The organism is Actinomadura litoris (assembly GCF_009733595.1).
GTDB classification, from domain to species: domain Bacteria; phylum Actinomycetota; class Actinomycetes; order Streptosporangiales; family Streptosporangiaceae; genus Spirillospora; species Spirillospora litoris.
The window spans coordinates 164680-189417 of sequence record NZ_WOFH01000013.1 but is presented as its reverse complement, the minus strand read 5'-3'; the positions used below and the strand labels follow the sequence as shown (position 1 = coordinate 189417).

Here is a 24738-nt window from a genome sequence, read left to right as displayed (position 1 = left end):
GGTTGTGGAAGCGCCGGAAAGTGTTGTTGGACATACCTCCTGACATGCGGATTCCCTGGGGGCATGTCCGTTCACACGACCGATTTCGTTCCGACCGATCTCCTCCCCGCCGCCTTCGACCGGAGCGCCCTCGGCCCGACCGCCAAGGCCGACGAGATGTCCGCGCTCGGCGGCGAGCACGTCTTCCAGCGGCTGCTGCGGCAGCGCATCATCGTCCTCGGCCAGGAGGTGGACGACGCGATCGCGAACCGGATCTGCGGCGAGATGCTGCTGCTGGCCGCCGAGGACCGCGCGCGCGACATCCACCTCTACATCAACTCGCCCGGCGGTTCCGTGACCGCCGGAATGGCGATCTACGACGTGATGCAGTTCGTTCCGAACGACGTGGCGACGCTGTCGCTGGGGTTCACCGCGTCGATGGGTCAGTTCCTGCTGTGCGCGGGCGCGCCGGGCAAGCGGTACGCGCTGCCGCACGCGCGGATCCTGATGCACCAGCCGTCCGGCGGGATCGGCGGCACCGCGTCCGACATCAAGATCCAGGCCGAGAACATGCTGTTCACGAAGAACGTGTTCCAGAAGCGGGTCGCCTTCCACACCGGGCAGCCGGTCGAGCGCATCGCGGCCGACTCCGACCGCGACCGCTGGTTCACGGCCGAGGAGGCGCGCGAGTACGGCTTCGTGGACCACGTCGTCCGGCACGCCGACGAGGTCGCGGTCTAACCGGCTAGCGCGGGCTTGTGTCCCCCGGGGTGCCCGGAACCGGGGTTCGGGGCGGAACCGGGGTTCGGGGCGGAACCGGGGTTCGGGGCGGAACCGGAACCGGAGCCGGGGCCGGGGCCGCCGTACTCCTGGCCGCCTCCGTTCCCGCCGTTGTTCCCACCGCCGTTCCCCCGGCCGTGACCGTGCCCCTTGCCCTTCCCGTTCCCGTTCCCGTTCCCGTTCCCGTTTCCGGTGCCGTTCCCGTTTCCGTTCCCGTGGCCTTCGCCGTTGCCGGCCCCTTTGTCGGTGTTGTTCTCCGGCCCTTGGCCGTGGCCCTCGCCCGGGTTCTCCTGTGTCGTCTTCTCGGGCCCGCCCTGCTTCTCGGGATGGCCCTTGCCGTCCTGCTCGGACCTGCCCTTGGCCTTGCCGTTGTGCTGCTCGGCCTTCTTGGACGGCGTGGGCGCCGGGGCCTTCGGCCCGAGGGACCCGCTCGGCGTCGGCGGGCGGTCCGTCTCCTCGATGGGCACCTTCGGGGAGCGGTGCGTGGGGGCGGGGGTCGGGTCCTGCCCGGGGAGGTGCCCGGTCCCGGCGGCGACGGCGACCCCGCCGGTCGCGACCAGGATCGCGGCGCCCACGAAGATCTTGAGCAGTACGATCCGGGGCAGCATGGCCAGCCGGCGCAGGTGGGCGCCGGCGACGCGCACCGTCCTGGCCCACCAGGACGGGTGGGGCGCGCAGGCCGCGGCGAACGCCGCGACGGCCGCGTCCTCGCCCGCGAGTTCGTCCGGACGTGCGGGGGCCCCCGCGGCGGCCAGGACCTCCCGCAGGCGGGCGACGTCGTCCTTCGGCGGGGACTCGGCGGCGGGCGGGCGACCGGCGGCGGTGCGCGCGGCGGTGTCGAGCAGGTGCTCGGCGGTGCTCGGATCGAGCCCACCGGACCTGTGGTGGTCGTTCATCTCACCCCTTCAGCGCCGGGACCGCCGGTTATGTCACCACGGTGTGCGGGGAGGGCGTCCTGCGGCGGTTCCGCTGCCTCCTGCCGCGCCGTCGTCGGGTCGGCGGACTCCGGTGGGGCTGTTTCCTGTGGGGCCGTCTCAGGCGGTCCTGTTTCCGGCGGGGAGCTGTCGGCCGGGGAGACATCGGGTGCCGCGGAGGCCAGCCGCTCGGCGAGCCGTCGCAACCCACGATACGAGGCGGTGCGGACCGCGCCGGCCCGTTTGCCGAGGACCCGGCCCGCGGACTTGGCGTCCAGGCCCATCACCACGCGCAGCAGCACCGCCTCGGCCTGGTCGCGGGGCAGCTCGGTGATGAGGCGCAGCGCGTCGCCGGTCGCGATGCCGTCCAGGGCGATCGACTCGGTGTCGCCCTCCGCCGCGAGCGCGACCAGCTCCTCGACGGGCAGCTCGGTCGCCGGACGGCGGGACCGGCGGCGCAGATGGTCCAGGGCGCGGTGCCGGGTGATCGTCGCGGTCCAGCCGCGGAAGCCGTCGAGGTCGCCGCGGAAGCTCGGCAGGTCGCGGGAGATCTGGAGCCACGCCTCGGACGTCACGTCCTCGGCGTCGCCGCCGACCAGCGCGCCCGCGAAGCGCAGCAGCCGGGGTTGGACGTCGCGATAGAGGAGGCGGAAGGACGCCTCGTCGCCCTTCTGCGCGGCCCGCAGCGCACGCCCGAGTTCGTCCTCCTTCACCGCATGTTCCGCCCGTACCTCCGCCTTCGTCACCCAGGTCATTGTGCAGGGATTTCCAGGGCGGTGTGACACAAAAGGCGCGTGTGGCGCTGAAGTTGTGAACGTGCCGGCGCGGAGCGCAAGGGACGTTCCCCTCGCCCCGCGAAGTAATGGAACAAAATGATCAGCGACGCCTCGACGCGACGTCCCGTATTGGACGAACCATCCTCCGGTGACGGCCGTCCGGAATCCGGCGCCGCGCTCGTCGCCCCGGTGTTCGCGGATCCGAGCGGACGGCGGCGGCGCCTCGCCCGGCGGGCCGGGATGGTGACCGGGGCCCTGCTCGTGCTGTTCCTCGGCGCGCTCGGGGCCGGTGTCGCGACGGGCGCTGACGTGCCGCTGACCAGGTGGGACGCCCCGTCCCACCGCCCCTCGGCGGATGCGAACACGGCACCGAAACGACCCGCCAAAGCGCGGCACAGGACCGGGGACCGGGCGCGGAAGCCGGGCCGCGTGCCCGTGGCCGTGCCTCCCCGCGTCGCGGGTCCGGCGCCGTCCACGCCCGTCCCGACACGGCCGAAACCGGCGGCCTCGACCCCGGCGCCGGTCCCGTCCGTGACCGCGACCGTGGACCACCCCGGAAGCACGCCCACGCCCACGCTCCCGCCCGGTCGGGGCCACACGAGGAAGCCGCGCTGAGGGCCGGGCGCCCGTGGCCGCCGAGGGAGCCGCGGGGACACTGGGTGCTGCTCCTGCTCGGCGGGCTGGCGCTGACCGTCCTCCTGCTGCTGGACGGGTTCGCGCACGGCGCGGTCGGCGAGGCGCCGCACGAGGAGCGGCCGGGCCGGGCCCCGGCCGCGGTCACCGGCGGCGGCCCGGTGCTCAGCCTCGCGGACGGAACGCCGCGCAGCCTCCGCATGCCGTCCAAGACGATCGCGCTGACCTTCGACGACGGGCCCGACCCCCGCTGGACGCCCCGCGTCCTGGAGGTGCTGCGGCGGCGCGGCGCGCGGGCCACGTTCTTCACCATCGGCGCCCACGTCGCGGAGCACCCCGGGCTGACCCGCCGCATCCTGCGCGAGGGCCACGAGATCGGCTCGCACACCTACACGCACCTGGACATGGCTTCCGCGCCCGCCTGGCGGAACGGGCTGGAACTGGACCTCACCCAGCGGGCACTGGCGGGCGCGGCGGGCGTCCACACGAGACTGATGCGCATGCCGTACTCGTCCGTCCCGGACGGGCTGAGCGACGCCGAATGGCGCGCGGCGCGGCGGGCGGGCGAGGACGGGTACGTCGTCGTGCTGACCGACCGCGACACCGAGGACTGGGCGCGTCCCGGCACCGCGAAGATCGTCGAGTCGGCGCTGGCGGCGGAGCGGCGCGGCGAGGGCGCGGTCGTGATGCTGCACGACTCGGGCGGCGACCGGACCGAGACGGTCGCGGCCCTGGAACAGATCATCGACCGGCTCGCCCCCCGCGGCTACCGGTTCACGACGCTGACCGGCGCGCTGGCGATGCCGTCCGCCGAGGTCCCGGTGCCCGCTCGGGAGAAGGCCGTCGGCTGGACGCTCGTCACCGCGCAGCGCGCCGCGTCCAACCTGACGGGGACGCTGGCCCTGCTGTTCGGGGCGACCGGCGTCCTGTACGCGGCGCGGCTCGCGATGCTGCTGGTCTTCGCGCACGTCCACACCCGCCGGACGCGCGGCCGGTCGCGCCGCCGTCCGCGGTCCGCCGGCGCGCCCGCTCCGGCCGGCCTGCCGCCCGATCCGTTTCCGCCTGTTTCAGTGATCGTCCCCGCATACAACGAGGAGGCCGGGATCGCGGCGACGGTCAGGTCGCTGGTCGACACCGACTATCCCGGGACGGTCGAGGTGATCGTGGTGGACGACGGGTCGTCCGACCGCACGTCCGAGATCGTCACATCCCTGGCGCTGCCGCAGGTCAGGCTGATCCGGAAGGCCAACGGCGGCAAGCCGAGCGCGCTCAACGCGGGCGTCGCGGCGGCGGCGACGCAGACGCTCGTCCTGGTGGACGGCGACACGGTGTTCCAGCGCGACACCCTCCGGCACCTCGTCGCGCCGCTGGCCGACCCGGGCGTCGGCGCGGTCAGCGGCAACACCAAGGTCGCCAACCGGGGCGGGATCATCGGCCGCTGGCAGCACATCGAGTACGTGATCGGCTTCAACCTCGACCGCCGGATGTTCGACGTCCTGCGCTGCATGCCGACCGTGCCGGGCGCGATCGGCGCGTTCCGCGCGTCGGTGCTCGCGCGGGTGGGCGGCGTCCCGGGCGACACGCTCGCCGAGGACACCGACCTCACCATGGCCATCTGCCGCACCGGCCTCCGCGTCGTCTACGAGGAGAAGGCGCTCGCCTGGACGGAGGCGCCGTCCTCGCTGCGGCAGCTCTGGCGGCAGCGCTACCGGTGGTGCTACGGCACCATGCAGGCGATGTGGAAGCACCGCCGCTCGGTCGTCGAACGCGGCGGATCGGGACGGTTCGGCCGCCGCTGCCTCCCCTACCTGCTCGTGTTCCAGGTGCTCACACCGCTGTTCGCGCCCGCCGTCGACCTGTTCGTGCTGTACGGGCTGGCCTTCCTCGACCCGTCCGCGCCCCTGCTGATGTGGACGGCCTTCGCCGCCGCCCAGACCGCCGCCGGCGCCTACGCGCTCTGGCTGGACGGCGAGCGGCTGCGCCCGCTGTGGGTCCTGCCGCTCCAGCAGGTCGTCTACCGGCAGCTCATGTACCTCGTCGTCGTGCAGTCGGTGGTGACCGCCGTGCTGGGGGCGGGGCTCCGCTGGCACACCATCCGGCGCACGGGCACGTTCGCCGACGTTCCGGACGTCCCGGCGGCGCGCTGAGGCCCGGGGAACAATCCCGGTGAGCCGTCGGTTACACAGAACAAGCCGGTGTGCCTGGTGTCCCCGGGCCTCACCTATCGCCTTCACGGAATACCGTTCGGCTGGAGCCGTGTTGTGCCTTTCGCCGAGAGGCGACCCACACACCGGCCTACGTACGACGGAGCCCCGCCGGGCCACCCTGGCGGGGCTCACGTCGTCTGCCAGACTTTTCGGCATGAGTCTCGCGTCCCACCTGGAAGAACTCGGCCGTCCGCTGGTCGAGGAGCAACTCGGGCACCCGACCGTCGCCGGGATCGCCCGGGGGGATCTCCCCGAGGCGGTGTTCCGGTCGTGGCTGGAACAGGACTACCTCTTCCTGCACGACTACGTCCGGGTGTTCTCCCGGCTCGCCTGGCAGGCGCCCGACGAGCACCTCGGCGACCTCGTCGATCTCGCGCACGCGACATTCCATGACGAACTGGACCTGCACCGCTCGCTGTCCGCCGGGTTCGGCGCCGACCTGGACGGCGCGAAGAAGGGCCCCGCGTGCGCCGCCTACACCGCGTTCCTCCTGGACGGCGCCGCCTCCTACGCCGAGGGCCTCGCCGCGCTCTACCCCTGCATGTGGGGCTACTCGACGCTCGGGGCCCGGCTCGCCGAGGATCCGCCGGCCGAGCCGCGCTACCGGCGCTGGGTCGACACCTACGCCGACCCCGGCTTCGCCGAGCTGACCCGGCGCGTCGCGCAGATGATCGACGAGTCCGGCGCCGACCCCGCCCGCGCCGAGTCCCTGTTCCTGGAGGGCATGCGCCACGAGATCGCCTTCTGGGACGTCCCTATCTGATGGCGGGCACGGGCGCCTCGGGGTAGTCGACGTACCCCTCGGCGCCCCCGCCGTAGACGGTCGCCGGGTCGAAGGGGGCCAGCGGCGCGCCGGTCGCGAACCGGGACGGCAGGTCGGGGTTGGACAGGAACAGCCGTCCGAACGAGAAGACGTCCGCGAGGCCCGCCGCGAGCGCCTCCTCGCCCGCGCCCTGCCCGGTCGCCTCCGGGCCGTTGTAGTTGCCGATCAGCGTGCCCGACCAGCGCGGACGCAGATCGGCGAGCGCCTGGTAGGCGCCGCGCTCGATGACGTGCAGGTAGGCCAGGCCGAGCGGGTCGAGCGCGTCGACGAGCGCCCGGTAGGTGCCGCGCGGGTCCCGCTCGGCGATCTCGTTCTCCGGGTTGTCGGGCGAGATCCGCAGCCCGACCCGTTCCGGCCCGACCTCGGCGGTGACGGCCTCCACCACGTCCAGCGCGAAGCGGATCCGGCCCTCGCGCGAGCCGCCGAACCGGTCGGTGCGCAGGTTGGTGTTCTCCGCGAGGAACTGCTGGATGAGGTAGCCGTTCGCGCCGTGGATCTCCACCCCGTCGAACCCCGCCCTGATCGCGTTGCGCGCCTCGGCGGCGAACGCGGCGATCACCCCCTCGGCCTCCGCCGTCGTCAGCGCGCGCGGCGTGACATGGTCGACGTCGCCCCGGGCGGTGAAGACCTGCTGCGACTCGATCCGCACGGCGGACGGGGCGACCGGCGCGGCGCCGTCCGGGAGCGTGATCGGATGCGTCAGCCGTCCGACGTGCCAGAGCTGAGCGAAGATCGTCCCGCCTGCCGCGTGCACCGCGTCGGTGACCTCCCGCCAGCCCGCGACCTGCGCGTCCGTGACCAGGCCCGGGACGCCGGGGCCGGACTTGCCGAGCGGGTCCGCCCAGATCCCCTCGCTGACGATCAGCCCGGCGCCCGCGCGCTGCACGTAGTACCGGGCGGTCAGCGGATTCGGGACGCCGGTGACGTCGTCCGCCCGTCCTCGGGTCATCGGCGCCATCGCGATGCGGTTGCGGAGCGTCAGGTGCGGGCCTTCGTAGGGGAGCAACAGCGGACTGGTCATCGTGCGCCTCCGTTTGCATGTGCCTACATGTAATGTATGTGCATGCAGATATTTGCACCGCATGTACAGTGCTGTCAACGGAAAGCCGAGGTGGCGTGATGAGCGCAGCGGATGTCGAGATAGAGGACCGGGTCTGGAACGAGGTGGTCACCCTGTTCGGCAGGGTCGAGCACCGGCTGGCCAAGGCGCTGCAACGCGGGCACGGCATCGGACTGTCGGAGTTCCGCGCGCTGTGCCGGCTGGCGCACTCGGGCGAGGGCGAACTGCGGATGCAGGAGCTCGCCGACCTGATCGGCCTCAACCAGAGCTCGGTCAGCCGCCTCGTCGCCCGGCTGGAGTCGGCCGGTCTGACCAGGCGCGACATGTGTCCGAAGGACCGGCGCGGCGTCTACACCATCATCACCGAGGAGGGCCGCGCCCTCCAGGAGCGGGCCGCCCCGACCTACCGCCAGGAGCTGGCGGACGCCCTTGACGACGCCGCGGCCGACCCCTGTCTGGGGTCGCTGGTCACGGGCCTGCGCGGGATGTTCGCCGTCCACTAGGTCCGCGCGAACCTGGGTGAGGCGGCGTGCGCGAGCCCACGCCGACCTCGTGCCGTAGTCCCCCGGCGGCGTGCCGAAGGCCGTCGCGGTGCCGAGCGCGCCGGCGAGGGCCTGCGACGACCGTCCGCGTGTGATGCGCGGCGCCTCGTCGGTGACCAGGCACGACGGCGTCCCTCAAACGTCGCGTGCGCCCTGCCGACGGCTGCCGCGACGACGAGGCGCGGGTCCGTGCGGCGCGGCGACCTCGACCACCCGCGAGCACAGGCCCCGCCGATGCCGCCGGATGTTATGATCTTGTCGTTCAGCGAGCCTCCTAGCCGTAGCCGGCGGGGAGGCTTTTTCGCGTTCCGGGGCCCCTCGTACGCGTCGCTCCGAGCGGGTTCGCGGTGCCCCCCCATGCGAAGGATTCTCATGTCCGATCTGTCTGTTCGGCCGGCCGGGGCCGACGACCGTCCCGTCCTGGAGCGCCTGTGGCTGATGTTCCAGCACGACATGTCGCAGTTCCGCGAGGTGCTGCCCTTCCCGGACGGGACGTTCCGGAGCGAGCGGCTCCGGTCCGCGCTGGAGGACGCCGACTGGGCCGCCTACCTGCTGGCGAGCGGAGATCGGCCGGTCGGGTTCGCCCTCGTCCGGGGGCTCACCGGCCAGGGGCGGGTGCTGAACTCGTTCTTCGTGGTGCGGGGAGCGCGCCGGAGCGGGTTCGGGCTGCGCGGGGTCCAGGAGGTGGTGGCCCGGCATCCGGGCCCTTGGGAGATCGCCTTCCAGGACGACAACCTGACCGCCGTCCGGTTCTGGCGCCGCGTCGCGGCCGCGATCGCCCCCGGCGCCTGGACGGAGGAGCGCAGGGCGGTGCCGTCCCGTCCCGACCTGCCGCCCGACGTATGGATCTCGTTCAAGGCGTGATGACGCCAAATCCTTTTGGCCGGTCGTGGAGGCCGCGCGCACAATGACGGCGGATGACGTTCCTCGTCGGAAGGCTTGCCGGTGGAGGTGTTCCTGGAGACGAACCGCCTGCTGCTGCGGCGGTTCACCGAGGCGGACGCGGACCACCTGGTCCGGCTGGACGGCGATCCCGAGGTGATGCGCTTCCTCACCGGCGGGCCGACCCCGCGCGAGGAGATCGAGAACGACGTCCTGCCCGGGATCCTGCGCGACTACGCCCGGGGACCGACCGGACGCTGGGCCGCGCACGAGCGATCGACGGGCGAGTTCGTGGGCTGGCTCGCCCTCCAGCCTCCGGACGGCGGCGACGCCGCCGACGTGGAGCTCGGCTACCGGCTCAAGTCCTCGGTCTGGGGCCGGGGATACGCCACCGAGGGGGCGCGGGCGCTGATCGGCAAGGGGTTCGCCGACCTCGGCGTGCGCCGGGTGTGGGCCCAGACGATGGCGGTCAACCTCGCGTCCCGCCGCGTGATGGAGAAGGCGGGCCTCCGGTACGTCCGGACGTTCTATCCACAGTTCGACGACCCCCTTCCCGGCACCGAGCACGGTGAGGTCGAATACGAGCTGGAGCGACCCGCACACCGGGGCTGACCGCGAAGGGAGGCCGCGCTCAGGTGGGCGAGCCGCCGGACGAACCGTCCTGCGCCGGGATCGGAACGGACACGGCCGCCTGCTTGCGGGCGATCGCCCTGGCGACGGCGGGGCCCGCCCAGCCCCCCGCCGTGACGGCGGCGACGCGTCCGTCCAGGTCGGGGACTGCGGAGAACAGGATGCGGGCGAGGTCGCACGCGTGCGCGATCTCCAGCAGCATCGCCGTCCGGGGGTCGGGGGCGATGCCGTCCAGCGGCGCGCTCGCGAGGGCCGCGTCCAGGCGCGCGACGATCTCCCGCCGGGGCAGGGGGTTCAGCTCGGGGTGGCTGCTGGAGCGCAGGACGCCGAGGATCCACTGCTCCTCCTCGGCGAGGATGCCCTGTCCGATCAGGCCGTTGCGCAGCCTGAGCAGCAGCGCCGCGCCGCTCAGCACGGCCACCCACCGGTCGGTCGCGACACCGGGCGACCGGGCGATGCGCGCGAGCGCCTCGTCCAGCTCGGGGTCCCGCGCGAGCGACCTGCCGGTGACGGCGCCGGGCGTGACGTCCGCGGCGCCCGGGGGGCGCGGCCGGACGTGTCCGCCCTCCAGGTAGGCGCGCCCGGAGAGGACGAGTTCGGCGAGGATCGCGCCGGACAACGCGAGGTCGAGCTTCGCGGCGCCGATGACGGGCCGTCCGCCGGCCGGATGAATGGCCAGCAGGAGAAGCTCGTCGGCGATCCTCATCGTGCGCTTGCTCCCTTCGGCCTCACCCGTTATGAGACGGCGCGAGTTCCTACCAGGTTGCCAGGAACACCCGGAAAACGTTAGCGCGGGGCCCCCACCAGCGACCGCGCGCTTTGCGAGGTTCGCCCCCCGAGTTTCACCGTCCGAGGTCAAACACCCGCCGGGCACGCAACGCCAGCCCGATCAGGCACGCACTGCCTGGCCCCCGGAACTGACACCCGACCGGCCCCGCATCGCCGCCGCGACCGGCCCGGGGCCCACGAGGCAAGACACACCGAGGGCGGTGGAGGGGTCCGAACACAGGGGCGCCCCGATACCCGGGTGGGGTTCGGGGCGCCGGGGGAGGGCGGCGGGGCGCGGGTGGTGCGGCTCGCCGCCCTCCGGGATCAGTGGGTCGCCGGGACTTCCTTGCGAGGTGTGGTGAGGGACGTCGCCGCCGTGTCGGGGGTCGTGTCCGCCAGGGCCTTGAAGCCGCGGAGGCGGAGGCTGTTGCTGACCACGAACACCGAGGAGAACGCCATCGCGCCGCCCGCGATCATGGGGTTGAGCAGGCCGGACGCCGCCAGCGGCAGGGCCGCCACGTTGTAGGCGAAGGCCCAGAACAGGTTCCCCTTGATCGTGCGGAGCGTGCGGCGGGACAGCCGGATCGCGTCGGCGGCGGCGCGCAGGTCGCCGCGGACGAGGGTCAGGTCGGACGCCTCGATCGCGACGTCCGTGCCGGTGCCCATCGCGAGGCCGAGGTCGGCCTGGGCGAGCGCGGCGGCGTCGTTGACGCCGTCGCCGACCATCGCGACCGTCCGCCCTTCGGACTGGAGGCGCTTGACGACGTCGACCTTGTCCTGCGGGAGGACGTCGGCGATGACCTCCTCGATGCCGACGGTGTCCGCGACCGTCCGGGCGACGGTGGCGTTGTCGCCGGTCAGCAGGACGGGACGCAGCCCGAGCGAGCGCAGCCGCTCGATGGCCTCGGCCGAGGTCGGCTTGACCTGGTCGGCGACCGTGACGACCGCGCGGGCCTCGCCGTCCCAGCCGACCGCCACGGCGGTGTGGCCGAGGGCCTGCGCCGACTCCATCGCCGCCGCCAGGGACGGCGGCAGCTCCTGCGACCACTCGGCGAGCAGTTGCGGGCGGCCGACGAGCACGCCGTGCCCGTCCACGATCCCCTGGACGCCGAGCCCCTCGACGTTCGCGAAGTCCTCGACGGTGCCGAGCGTGCCGGCGCGGTCCCGGGCGCCCTTCGCGATGGCCTGCGCGATCGGGTGCTCGGACGCCTCCTCCAGCGCGCCCGCCAGCCGCAGGACGTCGGTCTCCTCCACACCGTCGGCGGTGACGACCTCGACCAGCGCCATCTTGCCGGTGGTGACGGTTCCGGTCTTGTCGAGCACGACCGTGTCGATCGCGCGGGTCGACTCCAGCACCTCGGGCCCCTTGATCAGGATGCCGAGCTGCGCGCCGCGTCCGGTCCCGACCATGAGGGCGGTCGGGGTGGCGAGGCCGAGCGCGCACGGGCACGCGATGATCAGCACGGCGACGGCGGCGGTGAAGGCGCCGGCGAGGCCGTTGCCGGTACCGAGCCAGAAGCCGAGGGTGGCGATGGCGAGCGCGATGACGACCGGGACGAAGATCCCCGAGATCCGGTCGGCGAGCCGCTGGACCTGCGCCTTCCCGGTCTGCGCGTCCTCCACCAGCCGCGCCATCTGGGCGAGCTGGGTGTCGGATCCGACGCGGGTCGCCCGCACCAGCAGGCGCCCGCCGGCGTTCACGGTCGCGCCCGCGACCGTGTCGCCCGGCCCGACCTCCACCGGGACGGACTCGCCGGTCAGCAGCGAGGCGTCCACCGCGGACGAGCCCTCCTCGACCGTCCCGTCGGTGGCGATCTTCTCGCCGGGACGGACGACGAACACATCGCCCACCGCGAGCTGCTCGACCGGGATCCGCTCCTCACGCGAACCGTCGCGGACGACCGACACCTCCTTGGCGCCGAGTTCCAGCAGCGCCCTCAGCGCGGCGCCCGCGCGGCGCTTGGAGCGGGCCTCGAAGTAGCGGCCGGCCAGGATGAACGCGATGACGCCGGACGCGGCCTCCAGGTAGATGTTCATCGACCCGTCCGACCGGGTCATGGAGAACTCGAAGCCGTGCCGCATGCCGGGCTCGCCCGCCATCCCGAAGAACAGCGCCCACACCGACCAGCCGTACGCGGCGAGCGTGCCGACGGACACGAGCGTGTCCATGGTCGCGGCGCCGTGCCGCAGGTTGGTGAACGCCGCCTTGTGGAACGGCCAGCCGGCGTAGGCGACGACGGGCGAGGCCAGCGTCAGCGAGAGCCACTGCCAGTTGTCGAACTGGAGCGCCGGGACCATCGCCATCGCGATGACCGGCACCGACAGCGCGATCGCCGTGAGCAGCCGCTCCCGGAGCACGCGCAGCCCGTCGTCGCGCGGCTCCTCCTCGCCGGGGCCCTCGGCGGGCCTCGGCGGCGGGGGCAGCTCGGCGGTGTAGCCGGCCTTCTCGACCGAGGCGATCAGCTCCTGCGGAGACACCCCCTCGGGGAACTCCACCCGGGCCTTCTCGGTGGCGTAGTTGACCGAGGCGGTCACGCCCTCGATCCTGTTGAGGCGCTTCTCGATGCGGGCGGCGCACGACGCGCACGTCATGCCGCCGATCGCCAGCTCGATCCGCCCGGACTCCGCGTCGGTCGTCATCGCTCCTCCTTCTCCTTCCCCGTCGGACGTCAGTGCGAGTGGCTGTGGCCCTCTTCGGGCGCCTGCTGCACAGGCCCCCCGGACGTGGCGGCCTGCACGGTGAACTCCGCCGTGCGGACCTTGCCCTCATGCTGGAAGTCCAGGTAGAGGCGGTAGGCCCCCGCGCTCGGCGCCTCGGCGTAGAACGTGATGTCGGGGCCCGGCTTGGTCTTGCCGTCACCCGGGTCCCCGTCCGGGTGGACGTGGAGGTAGGCGAGGTCGCCCTGGCGCAGCGCGACCAGGTGCCCGTACGCCTCCAGGTACTCCTCCAGGTTCGTGACGGGTTCACCGTTCCTGCGGACGGAGAGCGTCAGCTTGCTGCTCTTGCCCGGAACCAGTTGCCCGGCGAGCGTGACCTCGTAACCGTCCACGACCTGGGAGACCGGCTCCTGCCTCGGCAGCGGCGTGTACTCGGACCGGCCGTCGGCGAAGATGTCGGTGCCGAGCGTGAGCTGCTCCTTCGCGCCCTCCGGCTGGACGTCGGTGAAGAACCGGTACGTCCCCGCCTTCGGCAGCACGATGGCGATCGCCCAGACCCCGCCGCCGACCTCGGTCGGGTGCAGGTGCTGGAAGCCCGACAGGTCGCGGCGCGCGATGATCAGGTGCAGCCGCTTGCCGTGCAGCGGCTTGAACCCGGTGACCGGCCTGCCGTCGGGCCCGTTGATCGTGAATCGGAAGTCGGTCAGCTCCCCCGGGTTGAACGTCGTCCGCCTCGGGACGAGCGTGTAGCCGCCCTGTGAGATCTGGAGGCCGCCCGGTACCGGGGTACCGGTATCGCCGCCGTGGCCGCCGTGCCCGCCCTGCCCCGTGTCCGCGGTGGCTCCCACCGGGCCGGCGATCTTGCCGATCCCGGTGGTGCCGCCGAAGACGACCGCCAGGCCCAGTGCGTACACGCCCAGCTTGGTCGCTGTGTTCATCGTTTCGCTCCGTTGTCCCCGTTGCCCGCGCTCAGCGCCTGAGTTCGTAACCGGCCTCCTCGACGGCGCCCTCGATCAGGGCGTCGTCCAGGGGGCCTTCGCTGGTGACGGTCACCTTGCCGGTCTTCAGGTCCACGTCGACGCCGGTGACGCCGGTGAGCCGCTCGACCTCCTCGGTGACCGAGCTGACGCAGTGGCCGCAGGTCATTCCGGCGACGGTGTAGGTGGCGGTGCTCATCTCGCGTCCTCTCTTTTTACCCCTGGGGGGTATCTCGTGGGCCTCATGCTGCCATAACCGGACACCCGGCACAACCCGTACCCCCTAGGGGTTATTTCGAGATCCGGGTCACACCCTCCGCGAGCCCCTCCGGCGGGTCGTGACCCGGAAGTTATCCACACCCTGTCCGCCGGATCTGCCACCGCCCCCTGAGCCGGTTTGTCGATATTCGTAGAGGTATGACGCCCGGAATCGCCTCGCGCGCGGGGCGATCCGGAGTTGTGCACAGGGTTTTCCACAGGCTTCCACAGCCCTGTGGACGAATTCTTCGCCGATACTGGGGTCATGCCTGAGTTGCCTGAGGTGGAGGCGCTGGCCGGCTTCCTCCGGGAGCGGGCGGTCGGACACGCCGTCGCCCGTGTCGATGTTCTCGCCATCTCCGCGCTGAAGACCTACGACCCGCCGGTGACCGCGCTGGGCGGCCTGACCATAACGGGAGTCTCCCGGCACGGTAAGTTCCTCGACCTCGACGTGGACGGCGTGCACCTGGTGATCCACCTGGCCCGCGCGGGCTGGCTGCGCTGGCGGGACGAGATCCCGGCGCGTCCCGTCCGGCCGGGCGGGAAGAACCCGCTGGCCCTGCGCGTGCACCTCGACGACGGCTCCGGCTTCGACCTCACCGAGGCGGGCACCAAGAAGGGCCTCGCCGTGTACGCCGTGCGCGACCCGTCCGACGTGCCGGGGGTCGCCTCGCTCGGGCCCGACCCGCTGGACGGCGCGTTCACCGCCGAGGCGCTGGCCGCGATCCTCGCGGGCAAGCGCACCCAGATCAAGGGCCTGCTGCGCGACCAGAAGGTGATCGCCGGGATCGGCAACGCCTACTCCGACGAGGTCCTGCACGTCGCGCGGATGTCGCCGTTCAAGATGGCGTCCTCGCTGACCGAGGACGACGTCGCGACCCTGCACGAGGCGATCGTCACGACCCTGCGGGACGCCGTCGAGCGCTCGCGCGGCCTCGAAGCCCAGGACCTCAAGGGCGAGAAGAAGACCGGGCTGCGCGTCCACGGCCGCACCGGTCAGAAATGCCCGGTGTGCGGCGACACGATCCGCGAGGTCTCGTTCGCCGACTCCTCGCTCCAGTACTGCCCGACCTGCCAGACCGGCGGCAAGCCCCTGGCGGACAGGAGGATGTCCCGCCTGCTCAAGTGACCCGCCGGGCCTGGCCGGCCGGGGTCAGCGCACCTTCGGGACGTCGCCGAACAGGGCGCCGACGCTCGTCCAGCGGTGGAGCTGGCAGCCGTCCTTGCGGGTGAACCTGGTGTCGATCTTCTGCCCACGCCAGGTGCCCTTGACCGTGGCGATCTCCGGACCGCCGTAGATCTGGGTGCACATCTGGTCCTCGGGCACGGGCTTGAACGGCTGTTTCGCCTTGGCGAGCTCGGCGCACGCGGCGCCGGCCTTCGGGTGGTCGCCGCCGGGCGGCGCGCAGTTGAGGGTCCAGGTCTTGGCGGGGGCCTCGGCCGAGGCCCTGACCTGGATCGTGAGGTGGTCCGCCGGAGCGGTCGAGGGCTGGACGGAGGTCGCGCCCGAGGGCCGGTCGGCGGGTTTGCCGGAGGACTGTTCGTCGCCGCAGGCCGCCAGTGAGAGGATCATGGCGAGGCCGGGCGTCGTCACTAGGAGCGTCCGATACCGCATAGGTGATTCGACGCGACGGGGCCTCGCGCGGTTCCATGGGGGTGTGATGATTTTCGGGGACGACGTGCCGGCGGTCGACGCCGCTGACGTTCCGCAGGACGGCTACCTGCTGGACGTGCGGGAACAGGACGAGTGGGACGCGGGCCACGCGCCCGCCGCCGTCCACATCCCCATGGGCCAGCTCAGCGATCGGGCCGCGGAGATCCCCCGCGACCAGGAGGTCTTCGTGGTGTGCCGGTCCGGGGGGCGGTCGGCGCAGGTCACGGTCGCGCTCAACCAGGCGGGGTGGCTGGCGAGGAACGTGGACGGCGGCATGAAGCGCTGGGCCGAGGCGGGGCGTCCGATGGAGAACGGCGGCGACGGGCCGCCCTACGTGGCCTGACCGCGCCTGACCGCGCCTGACCGCTGTCCGCCCTCGAAGGATGACTTTGGGCGCTGTACGATCGGTTTGACCGAATATCCGCGGGAGCTCGGGCCAGGCCGGGCTGAGAGGGCGACGACGAGGTGTCGCCGACCGCATGAACCTGTCCGGGTAATGCCGGCGTAGGGAGTGTGCCCCCATGACGTCCGCCCTTGACGCGCGTTCCGGGGACGACCGTCCCCGCGGCGCGGCCCCTCGCGACGAGGTCCCCTACACGCTCGACGAACCCGCGCCGAAGGTCCTCGGCTTCTGGGACCAGAGCGCCTTCTGGGCCAACCTCGGGGTCAGCCTCTTCGCGTTCTCCGGCGCCTACACCGTGCTCGCGCCGGACGCGGACGGGAGGCCGACGCTGTCGATCGTCGCGGGCATCGTCGCGATGGCGGTCGGCACGGTCCTCGGCGGGCTGATGCTCGGCCTCGCCGCCGCGCCGGGCGCGCGGACCGGCCAACCGGCGATGGTGCTGCTGCGCGGGCTTTTCGGCGCGCGGCTCTCCTACGTTCCGACCGTCCTCAACATCGCCCAGCTTGTCGGCTGGGGGACGTTCGAGCTGATCGTCATCGCGGACGCGGCGCGCGCGCTCTGGGACGGCGTCCCGCGCTGGTCCTACGTCATCGCCGCAGGAGCCATCACCACCGTCCTGACCATCTGGCCGCTCGGGTCGGTGCGGATGCTGCGCCGGTATGTGACCGCGGCCGTGATGATCGCCCTCGTCTACTTCTACATCCAGCTCGTCCGCGAGCCGCTGCCCGACCTCACGGAAGGCTCCTGGGGCGGGTTCTGGATCGGCGCGGACGCGGCGCTGGCCGTGTCCATCTCCTGGGTCCCGGTCGCGGCCGACTACACGCGGCACGCCCGGAGCGCGCGCGGGGCGTTCGGCGCCGCGTCCGTGGGCTACTCGGTCACGCAGATCATCGCCTACGTCCTCGGACTGCTGGCGTTGGCGCTGGTCGCGGGCGATTCGACCAAGGTCTTCGACCCGTTCCTGAACGTGTCGCTCGGCGTGCTGTTCTTCGCGGTGTTCGTGCTGCGCGAGGCCGACCAGTCGTTCGCGAACGTGTACTCGACGGCCGTGTCGATCCAGAACCTCGTGCCGCGCGCCGACCGGCGGGTGCTGTCGGTCGCGCTCGGCGCCGGGATCACCGTGCTCGCGCTGGTGCTGGACATCGGGGACTATTCGAGCTTCCTCTCGCTGATCGGCTCGGTGTTCGTCCCGCTGCTCGGCGTGCTCGCCGCCGACTTCTTCCTCGGCCGTGGCAGGTCCTGGGACCTCTCGCGGACCGCGCCGTCGCGCTGGGGCATGATCGCGGCCTGGGTCGCCGGGGTCGTCGCCTACCAGTTGGTCAACCCGGGCACCGTGAGTCACTGGGCCGGGTTCTGGACGGACGTCCGCGACGCCCTGAACTTCACGCCGCAGACGTGGATGAGCGCCTCCCTGCTGTCGTTCCTGGTCGCCGCGGCCGCCGCACTACTGGTCGGTAAGGTGGCGCGGACCGGACGTTGACGGGCACGCCACGCCAGTCCACCGTCGGCGGATTTCGACGCAGGTAGCCCCCTGAAGTGGCGTTGTTCCGTCCGATCCTGGCTGGCTGTGGGAACTTTTCGGCACTGGTTGACAGGCGCGGGACCCGGGTGCGGTGGCACGATGACAGGCGTGCATCACCACGTCCACGATCCGATCGCGCGAGCCGTCATCGAGAGCGCCGCCGACGCGATCGTGGCCGTCGACCAGCGGCACCGCGTCACGGTGTGGAATCCGGCGGCGGAGCGGATGTTCGGCTGGAGCGCGAAGGAGATGGTCGGACGGGTCCCGCCGATCGTCCCGGACGAGTTGAAGGCCGAGCACAACGCCGTCCAGGAGCGGCTGCTCACGCGGCGGCCGGGGGAGGGCGAGAACGGGCAGATCTCGATCGCGACCCGGCGCTTCCACCAGGACGGGCGGCTCATCGATGTCCGCATCGACACGAGCCTGCTGAAGGACCCCACCGGCGCGCCGCTCGGCTGGGTGGGGGTGTACCACCCCGTCGAGGACGACGAGATCGTCCAGCACCACATGGCGGAGCGGGCGCGGCTCGTCCGGCGGCTGAACGACATCGTCGCCGACCTCAACGCCGAACTCGACCTCGCGGTCGTGCTCGACCGGATCACCACCGCGCTCATCGAGCTGACCGGCGCCGACGCGGGCGGCTTCGTGCGCATCGAGGGCGACCGGCTGCGGCTGGTCAGCATGACCGGGCTGCCCGAGCACATGCGCGGCACGACCGCCGACCTGCGCTCCAGCCTGGTCGGCGAGCTGCTGCGCTCGGGCAAGACGGTGAAGCTCGCGACCGGCGAGCGGCGGCTCGGCGACCTGATCTGGTCCGAGCTGCCCGGTCTGCACACGATCGCGCTCGGCCTGTCCTACCTCCAGAACAAGCCGTATGGAGCGCTGTACGCGCTGTTCTCCGGCCGCAAGGTCGGCCATATGGAGCTCGAACTGCTGGAACTGCTCGCAGGGCATGCCGGCGTGGCGGTCGGCAACGCCGTCGCGTATGCGGAAGTGGTGCGGCAGCGCGCGCACGAGCGCGCCGTCATCGACTCCAGCGCGGACGGCATCGCCGTGCTCGACCACGACCTCGTCGTCCGGCAGTGGAACCCCGCCGCGCACACGCTGACGGGCATCCCGCCGGAGGACGCGCTCGGCCGCCCGCTGCCGTTCGACATGCCCGCGCTGGGCGAGATGCTGACGTTCCGGCTGGAGTCGGGCATCTGGCTGAACGTCCTGGCCGCCGAGATCGAGGAGACCGGCGAGCTGGTCCTGGACTTCCGGGACGTCTCGGAGGCCAAGGCGCTCGAAGAGGCCAAGGACCTGTTCCTCGCCACGACCAGCCACGAGCTGCGCACCCCGATCACGGTCGTGCAGGGCTTCGCGTCCACGCTGGTCAACCGGTGGGACAAGCTCACCGACGCCGACCGCCGCGCCGCCGTCGCCACGATCGCCGAGCGCGCCCAGTCGCTCGGCCGGCTCGTCGAGCACCTGCTGCTCGGCTCCCGCGCCGGCGCGGACGAGCTGCCCGTGACGATCGAGACGTTCGACCTGCGCCGCGTCCTGGAAGGGGTGGTGGCGGGCTTCCGGTCGCTGTCGCCGCTGCACCAGGTCGAGCTGGAGATCGCGGCGGACCTGCCGTTCGCGCGGGGCGACGCGATGGCGACCGACATCGTCCTCGGGCAGCTGCTGGAGAACGCCTTCAAATACTCCCCCGATGGCGGAACGGTCCGCGTGCGGGCGCGCCCCGAGGGCTCCGACCTGGTGGTCACCGTGGTGGACGAGGGCGTCGGCATCGCGCCGGGCGACCACGAGCGGATCTTCGAGCGCTTCGTCCAGGGGGAGGCGGGGGACCGGCGCCGGTTCGGCGGCATCGGGCTCGGCCTCTACATCGTGAAACGGCTGACCGAGGCGCAGGGCGGAACGATCTCCGCCCACGCCGCCCAGGCAAACCGTGATGCATTTCACACGATGTCCCGCAAAGTGGGCACAAGTGTGACGACCATCTCAACCAGGGGTGAACCAGAGGTCCGACCGGGTGCCGTGACCACCTCTGATCCGGCATCCGGGACCAAGGGGACATGCATGCGTCTCGTCCTGCGGAGGGCGGGATGATGGTTACTTACCGTGACGACAGGAGGTCCGGTGCGAGTCGGTGAGAACGCTGTGACCGGCGCATTCCGCGTTCCTGACAGGTGGCAGGCTGGCCTCTTGCGGGAAAGTTCGGTGACGACAGGGTGTGATGGACGAAACGCGCGCGTGAGGAGTAATCCGCCGTTGGCTGGATAGATCCATTGTTGGTCGCCGTTGGTGACGAGATTCCGTTCCGACGCCGCAGACGGGGGTGATCACCGTGACCGGACGACCGGTGACTCGTTGTGCAGGTGGTGAAGTCTCTCGCCCGGGTTTCCGGTCCGGAACATCAGGGCATTTCGGTCATACCAAACAGGCGGCGGCGAATCTCGTCCGAGCAAGCGAATCCACGGGGAGGTGAGGGCGTCGAGCGTCGTACTGCTACCACACGCACCGTCCAGCGTCGCGGTCGCGCGCAAGCGCCTCAGCTCGGAGCTGGTCGCCTCGGGGGTCTACGAGTCCATCGTGGACGACGCCAGTGTGATCGTGAGCGAGCTCATCAGCAACGCACTGCGGCACGCACGTCCGCTCCCGTCCGGGCAGGTCAAGGTCTGCTGGCTACGCCGCGGTGACCTGCTCGAACTTGAGGTGAGCGACGGCGGCGCCATGACCGAACCGCGCCGCGGCCCCGGCACGCTCTCCTCACTCGGAGGCCGCGGCCTCGGCATCGTCGAGGCGCTCTCCGAAGGCTGGGGCGTCCGCCACGAAGAGGGCGCGACCACCGTCTGGGCCGTCCTGCGCGCCCCCCGCACCACCGGCGGCAACGGCTCCACCGCTCCGAGGGGCGCGCACGCCGGCGTGCCCGACCAGACCGACCTCCCGGACACCGGCGAGGAACCGGACAGCCACCTTTTCACCCGAACCAGGTATGGAGCGGCCTCAAGTAGGGCATACCCCGGCTAGAGAGACCAACGCCTCACCTTGTATGGTCCTCTTCAAGCTCGGGCGCTGTCGTGCCCCCGTCGACACCGCCCGAGCTGTTTTTATTGTGTTGCCCTTGGCGTCGGTCGCTGGCGCTCCCTCCTTCGGCGGGCAACACGGCGATCGCTGGCATCGCTCCGAACTCGCCTTGGCGGCTCGCTGTGTCTAATGCAGTGCCCTTGGCGTCGGGCCTTGGCGGCCCTCCTTCAACGGGCACTGCGGCGATCGCTGGCATCGCTTCGAACTCGCCTGGCGGCTCGCTTCGCGATCAGGTTCTCGCAAGCTCGAACCTGCCTTCGGACGCGATCGCAACGTCCCGGTCGCTGCGGGCTGGGCTTACTACTTCAACCCCCCCCGCCTTCGCACGTTGTCGCGCTGGAACCGGCGGTTTCAGGTGGTCAGTGGCGTGATATCCCTCGTGCGGGCGAGGCGGGCATTCCGTCTGGGGTGGCGATACTGGGTGGATGACGGGTCGGTTCCGTAGGTTTGGTCTTCCGCTGCGTTCCGGTGCGGGCGCTGGGCGGGTGGATGTGCTGATCGCCGCGGCGGTCGCGGTGCCGGTGTTCGTGCCGTTCGCCTCGGCGCCGGAGGTGACGCCGCTCGGGGTGGTGCTCAACCTCGGGACGGTCGTGCCCCTGGTGTGGCGGCGGCGGGCTCCCTTCGCGGTCGCGGTGGTCGTGGCCTGCTTCGCCATGGGGGTCTCGCTGCACGCCCAACCGGGCCAGAACCTGCAATACGGCGGGCTGGTGGCCATCTACACGCTCGCCGACCTGGGGCGGCACCGCTGGCAGCGCTGGGGCTTCATCGGCGCGCTCGTGGCGACGATCCCGCCCGGCGCGCTGCTGGTCAAGGACAACGACGCGGCCGAGTTCATGTTCACGCTGCTCCTGCCCGTGACGGCGTTCCTGCTGGGGACGCTCGCACGGACCGCACGGGAACGGTCGGACGCGCTGGTGGAGCGGTCCGCGCAGCTCGAACGCGAGCGGGAGGCCGAGGCGGCGCGGGCGGCGGCGGAGGAGCGCTCGCGCATCGCCCGCGACATGCACGACGTGCTCGCGCACGCCGTCAGCATCATGGTGGTGCAGGCCGAGGCCGGTCCGGTGGTGGTCCGCTCCGATCCCGACCAGGCCGAACGGGTCTTCGACGCCATCGCCGACGCGGGCCGGGACGCGATGGCCCAACTGCGCCGGATGCTGGGCGTCCTCAAGGAGGAGCAGGACCACGGCGTCCGCGCGCCCCAGCCCACGATCGGCGAGCTTCCCGGCCTGGTCGAGCATGTCGACCGCACCCAGGTCCACGTGCGGCTCGCGGTCGAGGGCGGGAGCCGGGCGGTCCCCGCCGAGGTCGACCTGGCGGCCTACCGCATCGTGCAGGAGGCGCTCACCAATACGGTGAAGCACGCCGACGCGCGGGAGGCCGAGGTCCGGCTCCGCTGGACCGAGCACGAACTGGAGATCACGGTGACCGACGACGGGCAGGGCGACGCGGGGGCCGACCCGGGATGGCGGCGCGGGGGCAGCGGTCTCATCGGCATCCGTGAGCGCGTCGCCGCCTGCGGCGGCACCGTCGAGGCCGGTCCCCTGCCGGGCGGCGGGTTCCGCGTCTCGGCGCGGCTTCCCCACGCCGCGGCGGTGACCGCGTGATCAGGGTCGTGCTCGCCGACGACCAGGAGCTGGTCCGCAGCGGCTTCGCCATGATCCTGGACGCGCAGCCCGACATCGAGGTGGCGGGCGAGGCGGGCGACGGCGCCGCCGCGATCGCCGCGGTCCGCGAACACGCCCCCGACGTCGCGCTGCTCGACATCCGCATGCCGAGGCTGGACGGCATCGAGGCCGCGAAGGCCGTGTGCGCGCAGACCCCGACCCGCGTGATCATGCTGACCACGTTCGACCAGGACGACTACGTCTACGACGCGCTCTACGCGGGGGCCAGCGGCTTCCTGCTCAAGGACGTGCGCCGCGACGACCTCGTGCACGCGGTCCGCGTGGTCGCGGCGGGGGAGTCGCTGCTGGCTCCCGCCGTCACCCGCCGCCTGATCTCCGACATCACCCGCAACCGGCCGCGCTCCGGCGCGACCGCCTCCGACCGCCTGGCGGTCCTCACCGAACGCGAGCGCGAGACCCTGTCCCTGCTCGGCCGCGGGCTGTCGAACGCGGAGATCGCCGCGGCCATGGTCGTCAGTGAGCACACCGTGAAGACCCACGTGAGCAACGTCCTCGCCAAGCTCGGCATCCGCGACCGCGTCCAGGCCGTGATCGCCGCGTACGAGACGCGCCTGATCGAACCCTCCTGACCTCCGTCGCGCGGGGGAGCCTCGCCCCCGTCCTCCCCCGCGCCACCGATGCCCCAAGACCCGCCGCGGCGGCGATCCGCCCGCACACCGGTTCGCCCGAGGATCGAGACGCAGGAACGCACGGCTCGAACCTCGGGAGAACCGCTCATGTCCAGGATCGCCTTTCACCTCGCCCCCGCTCTCATGCTCGCCTACGGCGTCGTCCGGCTGATCGACGGCCGTGACGGGCAGCACGGCCCAGGACCCGCATGGACGGTGGGCCATCTGCTCTTCTTCGGTTCCCTCGTGCTGTACGGCGGGGTGATCGCGGGCCTGTACGGCCGCATCAGGGCCACCGGCGGCGGTACCGCGCGCCGCGTCGCGACGGGCGTCATGACCGCGGTCGCCGGCTTCGGGCTGGTGACGTTCGTCCGCGTCACGATCGTCGACCTCGTCGTCGGCGTCCGGGCCGCGGACGCCGCCGAGAAGAGCACGCTCGCCGACCGGTACGCCGACGTCCCCGCCGTGCTCCCCCAGGCGGTCTACGAGATCGGCCCGGTGCTCTTCATGCTCGGGCTGGTGGCGCTGCTCGTCCAGTACGCGGTCCGCGCCCCGGGCGGCAGGGCGGTGACCGCCCTGAGCCCCGTCCTGGTCGTTCTCAGCTTCGTCACCATCACGCTCGACCTGGACCTGCTCCCGGCGGGCGCGGCGCTGATCTGGATCGCCCTCGCGATCTGCACCCGCGACCGGAGTTCGTCCGCCCCCGCACCTGCCGGGGCCCACGCCGCGGTCTAGCCGCGAACCTTCGAATTTCACGGGAGACACTCATGATCAAGCAGAGGCGTGCGCTCGCCCTGGCCCTGTCGGCCGGTGTCGCGGCGGGCGGGCTGACCGGCACCGCCGCCGCCGCCGACCGGACTCCGTTGCGGGAACTCATGCACCGGCTGACCACGGTCGACGGCGGGCCCGGAGCGGTCCTGCACGTCCGGGACCGGCGCGGCGGCACCGTGCTGACCAGCGGCGTCGCGGACGTCACGAGCCGCGCGCCGATGCGCGCCGGCAGCGAGTACCGGATCGGCAGCATGACCAAGCCGTTCGTGGCCACGGTCCTGCTCCAACTGGTGGGAGAGCGCCGCGTCGTCCTGGACGCGCCGGTCGAGCGCTACCTGCCCGGCGTCGTACGCGGAAACGGCAACGACGGGCGCGCCGTCACCGTCCGCCAACTGCTCCAGCACACCAGCGGCATCCCCGACTACCTCGCCCACCTCGACCGGCAGGAGATCCTGAGGAACCCGCTGGTCCACCACGACACCCGCGGCCTGGTCGACTTCGCGCTCACCCATCCGCGCACGTTCGAGCCCGGCGAACGCTGGGGCTACTCCAACACCAACTACCTGCTGGCCGGCATGATCATCCAAAGGGTCACCGGCCACACCTACGGCCGGGAGATCCGCCGCCGCGTCATCGGACCGCTCGGGCTGCGCCACACCTCCGTGCCCGGTGACAGCACGGCGATCCCCGGACCGCACCCGCGCGGATACGCGCGACCGGGCCCCGACGCGCCGCTCCTGGACATCACCGCGTTCAACCCCTCGCTGGCGGGCGCCTCGGGCTCGATGATCTCTTCCGGAGCCGATCTCAACCGGTTCCTCGGCGCCCTCGTCGGCGGCAGGCTGCTCCGCCCGGCCCAGCTACGGGAGATGATGAGGACCCGCTCGACCCGCAACCCCGGCGACCCCGTCGACCCCCACCACCGGGCCTACGGCCTCGGCCTGGAGAGCAAGACGCTGCCCTGCGGCGGCCTGTACTGGGGGCACAGCGGTGACGTCCTCGGATTCAAGACCGCGGGCGGCGCCACGGTCGGCGGCGGCCAGGCGACCGTCATGGTGAACCTCGACCCGGGCGCCACGCGCGCGCAGGGCGACGACATGACGGCCGCCGTGCGGACGGCGCTCTGCCGGTAGCGC

At 72.2% G+C, this 24738-nt stretch carries 23 protein-coding genes and 1 riboswitch; of the genes, 15 read left to right on the top strand and 8 right to left on the bottom strand.

Annotated elements, in window-relative coordinates:
- The first annotated feature begins 156 nt into the window (after positions 1 to 156).
- Entirely contained in the window at positions 157 to 720 is a 564-nt protein-coding gene (locus GNZ18_RS31865) for an ATP-dependent Clp protease proteolytic subunit (protein ID WP_156220437.1), read from the top strand.
- On the opposite strand, the gene GNZ18_RS31860 is transcribed toward GNZ18_RS31865, so the two are convergent.
- Both GNZ18_RS31860 and GNZ18_RS31855 read right to left on the bottom strand, forming a co-directional pair.
- Positions 717 to 1655: a hypothetical protein gene (locus GNZ18_RS31860; protein ID WP_156220341.1), complete on the bottom strand. Its 939-nt coding sequence runs from the start codon at positions 1653 to 1655 to the stop codon at positions 717 to 719. The two genes, GNZ18_RS31865 and GNZ18_RS31860, sit on opposite strands and share 4 nt — an antisense overlap.
- Positions 1652 to 2419: an RNA polymerase sigma factor gene (locus GNZ18_RS31855; RefSeq protein ID WP_308165833.1), complete on the bottom strand. Its 768-nt coding sequence runs from the start codon at positions 2417 to 2419 to the stop codon at positions 1652 to 1654. Before GNZ18_RS31855 ends, GNZ18_RS31860 begins: the two co-directional genes overlap by 4 nt.
- 689 nt (positions 2420 to 3108) lie before the next feature.
- Here GNZ18_RS31855 and GNZ18_RS31850 point away from each other — a divergent pair.
- Together GNZ18_RS31850 and GNZ18_RS31845 are read left to right on the top strand one after the other, a co-directional pair.
- Entirely contained in the window at positions 3109 to 5229 is a 2121-nt protein-coding gene (locus GNZ18_RS31850; RefSeq protein WP_312874867.1) for a bifunctional polysaccharide deacetylase/glycosyltransferase family 2 protein, read from the top strand.
- 214 nt (positions 5230 to 5443) lie between these two features.
- The gene (locus GNZ18_RS31845; protein WP_156220339.1) at positions 5444 to 6052 is read left to right on the top strand and encodes a TenA family protein; all 609 of its coding nucleotides are present in this window, start codon (positions 5444 to 5446) and stop codon (positions 6050 to 6052) included.
- Here GNZ18_RS31845 and GNZ18_RS31840 read toward each other — a convergent pair.
- Positions 6045 to 7133, bottom strand: coding sequence for an alkene reductase (locus GNZ18_RS31840; protein ID WP_156220338.1), 1089 nt, complete (start codon positions 7131 to 7133; stop codon positions 6045 to 6047). The two genes, GNZ18_RS31845 and GNZ18_RS31840, sit on opposite strands and share 8 nt — an antisense overlap.
- Positions 7134 to 7231: 98 nt before the next feature.
- On the opposite strand from GNZ18_RS31840, the gene GNZ18_RS31835 reads away from it, so the two are divergent.
- The 3 genes from GNZ18_RS31835 (at position 7232) to GNZ18_RS31825 (ending at position 9208) form a co-directional block, all read left to right on the top strand.
- A complete protein-coding gene (locus GNZ18_RS31835; RefSeq protein WP_156220337.1) occupies positions 7232 to 7675 on the top strand; it encodes a MarR family winged helix-turn-helix transcriptional regulator in 444 nt (147 codons plus the stop codon).
- Positions 7676 to 8086: 411 nt separating this feature from the next.
- On the top strand, positions 8087 to 8578 hold the full coding sequence (locus GNZ18_RS31830) for a GNAT family N-acetyltransferase (protein ID WP_156220336.1): 492 nt from the start codon (positions 8087 to 8089) through the stop codon (positions 8576 to 8578).
- An 81-nt stretch (positions 8579 to 8659) separates the two neighbouring features.
- Positions 8660 to 9208 carry a GNAT family N-acetyltransferase gene (locus tag GNZ18_RS31825; RefSeq protein ID WP_312874866.1) on the top strand — a complete coding sequence of 183 codons (549 nt, stop codon included), beginning with the start codon at positions 8660 to 8662 and terminating at the stop codon, positions 9206 to 9208.
- Between the two features lie 19 nt (positions 9209 to 9227).
- Here GNZ18_RS31825 and GNZ18_RS31820 read toward each other — a convergent pair whose 3' ends face one another.
- The 4 genes from GNZ18_RS31820 to GNZ18_RS31805 form a co-directional block, all read right to left on the bottom strand.
- Positions 9228 to 9932, bottom strand: coding sequence for a GOLPH3/VPS74 family protein (locus GNZ18_RS31820; RefSeq protein ID WP_156220334.1), 705 nt, complete (start codon positions 9930 to 9932; stop codon positions 9228 to 9230).
- Positions 9933 to 10318: 386 nt separating this feature from the next.
- On the bottom strand, positions 10319 to 12634 hold the full coding sequence (locus tag GNZ18_RS31815) for a heavy metal translocating P-type ATPase (protein WP_156220333.1): 2316 nt from the start codon (positions 12632 to 12634) through the stop codon (positions 10319 to 10321).
- Positions 12635 to 12663: 29 nt separating this feature from the next.
- Positions 12664 to 13590 carry a DUF8832 domain-containing protein gene (locus GNZ18_RS31810; RefSeq protein WP_216651502.1) on the bottom strand — a complete coding sequence of 309 codons (927 nt, stop codon included), beginning with the start codon at positions 13588 to 13590 and terminating at the stop codon, positions 12664 to 12666.
- Between the two features lie 31 nt (positions 13591 to 13621).
- A complete protein-coding gene (locus GNZ18_RS31805; protein ID WP_156220332.1) occupies positions 13622 to 13828 on the bottom strand; it encodes a heavy-metal-associated domain-containing protein in 207 nt (68 codons plus the stop codon).
- A 324-nt stretch (positions 13829 to 14152) separates the two neighbouring features.
- Here GNZ18_RS31805 and GNZ18_RS31800 point away from each other — a divergent pair, with 324 nt between their 5' ends.
- The gene (locus tag GNZ18_RS31800; RefSeq protein WP_156220331.1) at positions 14153 to 15016 is read left to right on the top strand and encodes an Fpg/Nei family DNA glycosylase; all 864 of its coding nucleotides are present in this window, start codon (positions 14153 to 14155) and stop codon (positions 15014 to 15016) included.
- Between the two features lie 24 nt (positions 15017 to 15040).
- On the opposite strand, the gene GNZ18_RS31795 is transcribed toward GNZ18_RS31800, so the two are convergent.
- Positions 15041 to 15481 (bottom strand): SSI family serine proteinase inhibitor, encoded by a 441-nt coding sequence (locus tag GNZ18_RS31795; RefSeq protein WP_312874865.1) that lies wholly within the window; start codon positions 15479 to 15481, stop codon positions 15041 to 15043.
- Between the two features lie 70 nt (positions 15482 to 15551).
- Here GNZ18_RS31795 and GNZ18_RS31790 point away from each other — a divergent pair, with 70 nt between their 5' ends.
- From GNZ18_RS31790 to GNZ18_RS31755, 8 genes are all read left to right on the top strand, one after another.
- Positions 15552 to 15884: a rhodanese-like domain-containing protein gene (locus GNZ18_RS31790; protein WP_214616606.1), complete on the top strand. Its 333-nt coding sequence runs from the start codon at positions 15552 to 15554 to the stop codon at positions 15882 to 15884.
- 70 nt (positions 15885 to 15954) lie between these two features.
- Positions 15955 to 16069, top strand: a riboswitch (TPP riboswitch).
- Positions 16063 to 17424: a purine-cytosine permease family protein gene (locus GNZ18_RS31785; protein ID WP_156220329.1), complete on the top strand. Its 1362-nt coding sequence runs from the start codon at positions 16063 to 16065 to the stop codon at positions 17422 to 17424. It overlaps the preceding riboswitch by 7 nt.
- 141 nt (positions 17425 to 17565) lie before the next feature.
- Entirely contained in the window at positions 17566 to 19560 is a 1995-nt protein-coding gene (locus tag GNZ18_RS31780; protein ID WP_156220328.1) for a sensor histidine kinase, read from the top strand.
- A gap of 375 nt (positions 19561 to 19935) precedes the next feature.
- Positions 19936 to 20481 carry an ATP-binding protein gene (locus tag GNZ18_RS31775; RefSeq protein ID WP_308165836.1) on the top strand — a complete coding sequence of 182 codons (546 nt, stop codon included), beginning with the start codon at positions 19936 to 19938 and terminating at the stop codon, positions 20479 to 20481.
- A gap of 542 nt (positions 20482 to 21023) precedes the next feature.
- Positions 21024 to 22142, top strand: coding sequence for a sensor histidine kinase (locus tag GNZ18_RS31770; protein WP_156220327.1), 1119 nt, complete (start codon positions 21024 to 21026; stop codon positions 22140 to 22142).
- Positions 22139 to 22792 (top strand): response regulator, encoded by a 654-nt coding sequence (locus GNZ18_RS31765; protein ID WP_312874864.1) that lies wholly within the window; start codon positions 22139 to 22141, stop codon positions 22790 to 22792. The genes GNZ18_RS31770 and GNZ18_RS31765 overlap by 4 nt, the downstream gene beginning before the upstream one ends.
- A gap of 147 nt (positions 22793 to 22939) precedes the next feature.
- Positions 22940 to 23566: a hypothetical protein gene (locus tag GNZ18_RS31760; RefSeq protein ID WP_156220325.1), complete on the top strand. Its 627-nt coding sequence runs from the start codon at positions 22940 to 22942 to the stop codon at positions 23564 to 23566.
- Between the two features lie 32 nt (positions 23567 to 23598).
- On the top strand, positions 23599 to 24735 hold the full coding sequence (locus GNZ18_RS31755) for a serine hydrolase domain-containing protein (protein ID WP_156220324.1): 1137 nt from the start codon (positions 23599 to 23601) through the stop codon (positions 24733 to 24735).
- The last annotated feature ends 3 nt before the right edge of the window (positions 24736 to 24738 follow it).

Excerpts from the sequence above, each read along its gene's own strand:
- GNZ18_RS31865 (WP_156220437.1), top strand. The coding sequence starts at position 157 with ATGTCCGCGCTCGGCGGCGAGCACGTCTTCCAGCGGCTGCTGCGGCAG.
- GNZ18_RS31860 (WP_156220341.1), bottom strand. The coding sequence starts at position 1,655 with ATGAACGACCACCACAGGTCCGGTGGGCTCGATCCGAGCACCGCCGAG.
- GNZ18_RS31845 (WP_156220339.1), top strand. The coding sequence starts at position 5,444 with ATGAGTCTCGCGTCCCACCTGGAAGAACTCGGCCGTCCGCTGGTCGAG.
- GNZ18_RS31840 (WP_156220338.1), bottom strand. The coding sequence starts at position 7,133 with ATGACCAGTCCGCTGTTGCTCCCCTACGAAGGCCCGCACCTGACGCTC.
- GNZ18_RS31835 (WP_156220337.1), top strand. The coding sequence starts at position 7,232 with ATGAGCGCAGCGGATGTCGAGATAGAGGACCGGGTCTGGAACGAGGTG.
- GNZ18_RS31830 (WP_156220336.1), top strand. The coding sequence starts at position 8,087 with ATGTCCGATCTGTCTGTTCGGCCGGCCGGGGCCGACGACCGTCCCGTC.
- GNZ18_RS31820 (WP_156220334.1), bottom strand. The coding sequence starts at position 9,932 with ATGAGGATCGCCGACGAGCTTCTCCTGCTGGCCATTCATCCGGCCGGC.
- GNZ18_RS31815 (WP_156220333.1), bottom strand. The coding sequence starts at position 12,634 with ATGACGACCGACGCGGAGTCCGGGCGGATCGAGCTGGCGATCGGCGGC.
- GNZ18_RS31810 (WP_216651502.1), bottom strand. The coding sequence starts at position 13,590 with ATGAACACAGCGACCAAGCTGGGCGTGTACGCACTGGGCCTGGCGGTC.
- GNZ18_RS31805 (WP_156220332.1), bottom strand. The coding sequence starts at position 13,828 with ATGAGCACCGCCACCTACACCGTCGCCGGAATGACCTGCGGCCACTGC.
- GNZ18_RS31800 (WP_156220331.1), top strand. The coding sequence starts at position 14,153 with ATGCCTGAGTTGCCTGAGGTGGAGGCGCTGGCCGGCTTCCTCCGGGAG.
- GNZ18_RS31785 (WP_156220329.1), top strand. The coding sequence starts at position 16,063 with ATGACGTCCGCCCTTGACGCGCGTTCCGGGGACGACCGTCCCCGCGGC.
- GNZ18_RS31780 (WP_156220328.1), top strand. The coding sequence starts at position 17,566 with ATGACAGGCGTGCATCACCACGTCCACGATCCGATCGCGCGAGCCGTC.
- GNZ18_RS31760 (WP_156220325.1), top strand. The coding sequence starts at position 22,940 with ATGTCCAGGATCGCCTTTCACCTCGCCCCCGCTCTCATGCTCGCCTAC.
- GNZ18_RS31755 (WP_156220324.1), top strand. The coding sequence starts at position 23,599 with ATGATCAAGCAGAGGCGTGCGCTCGCCCTGGCCCTGTCGGCCGGTGTC.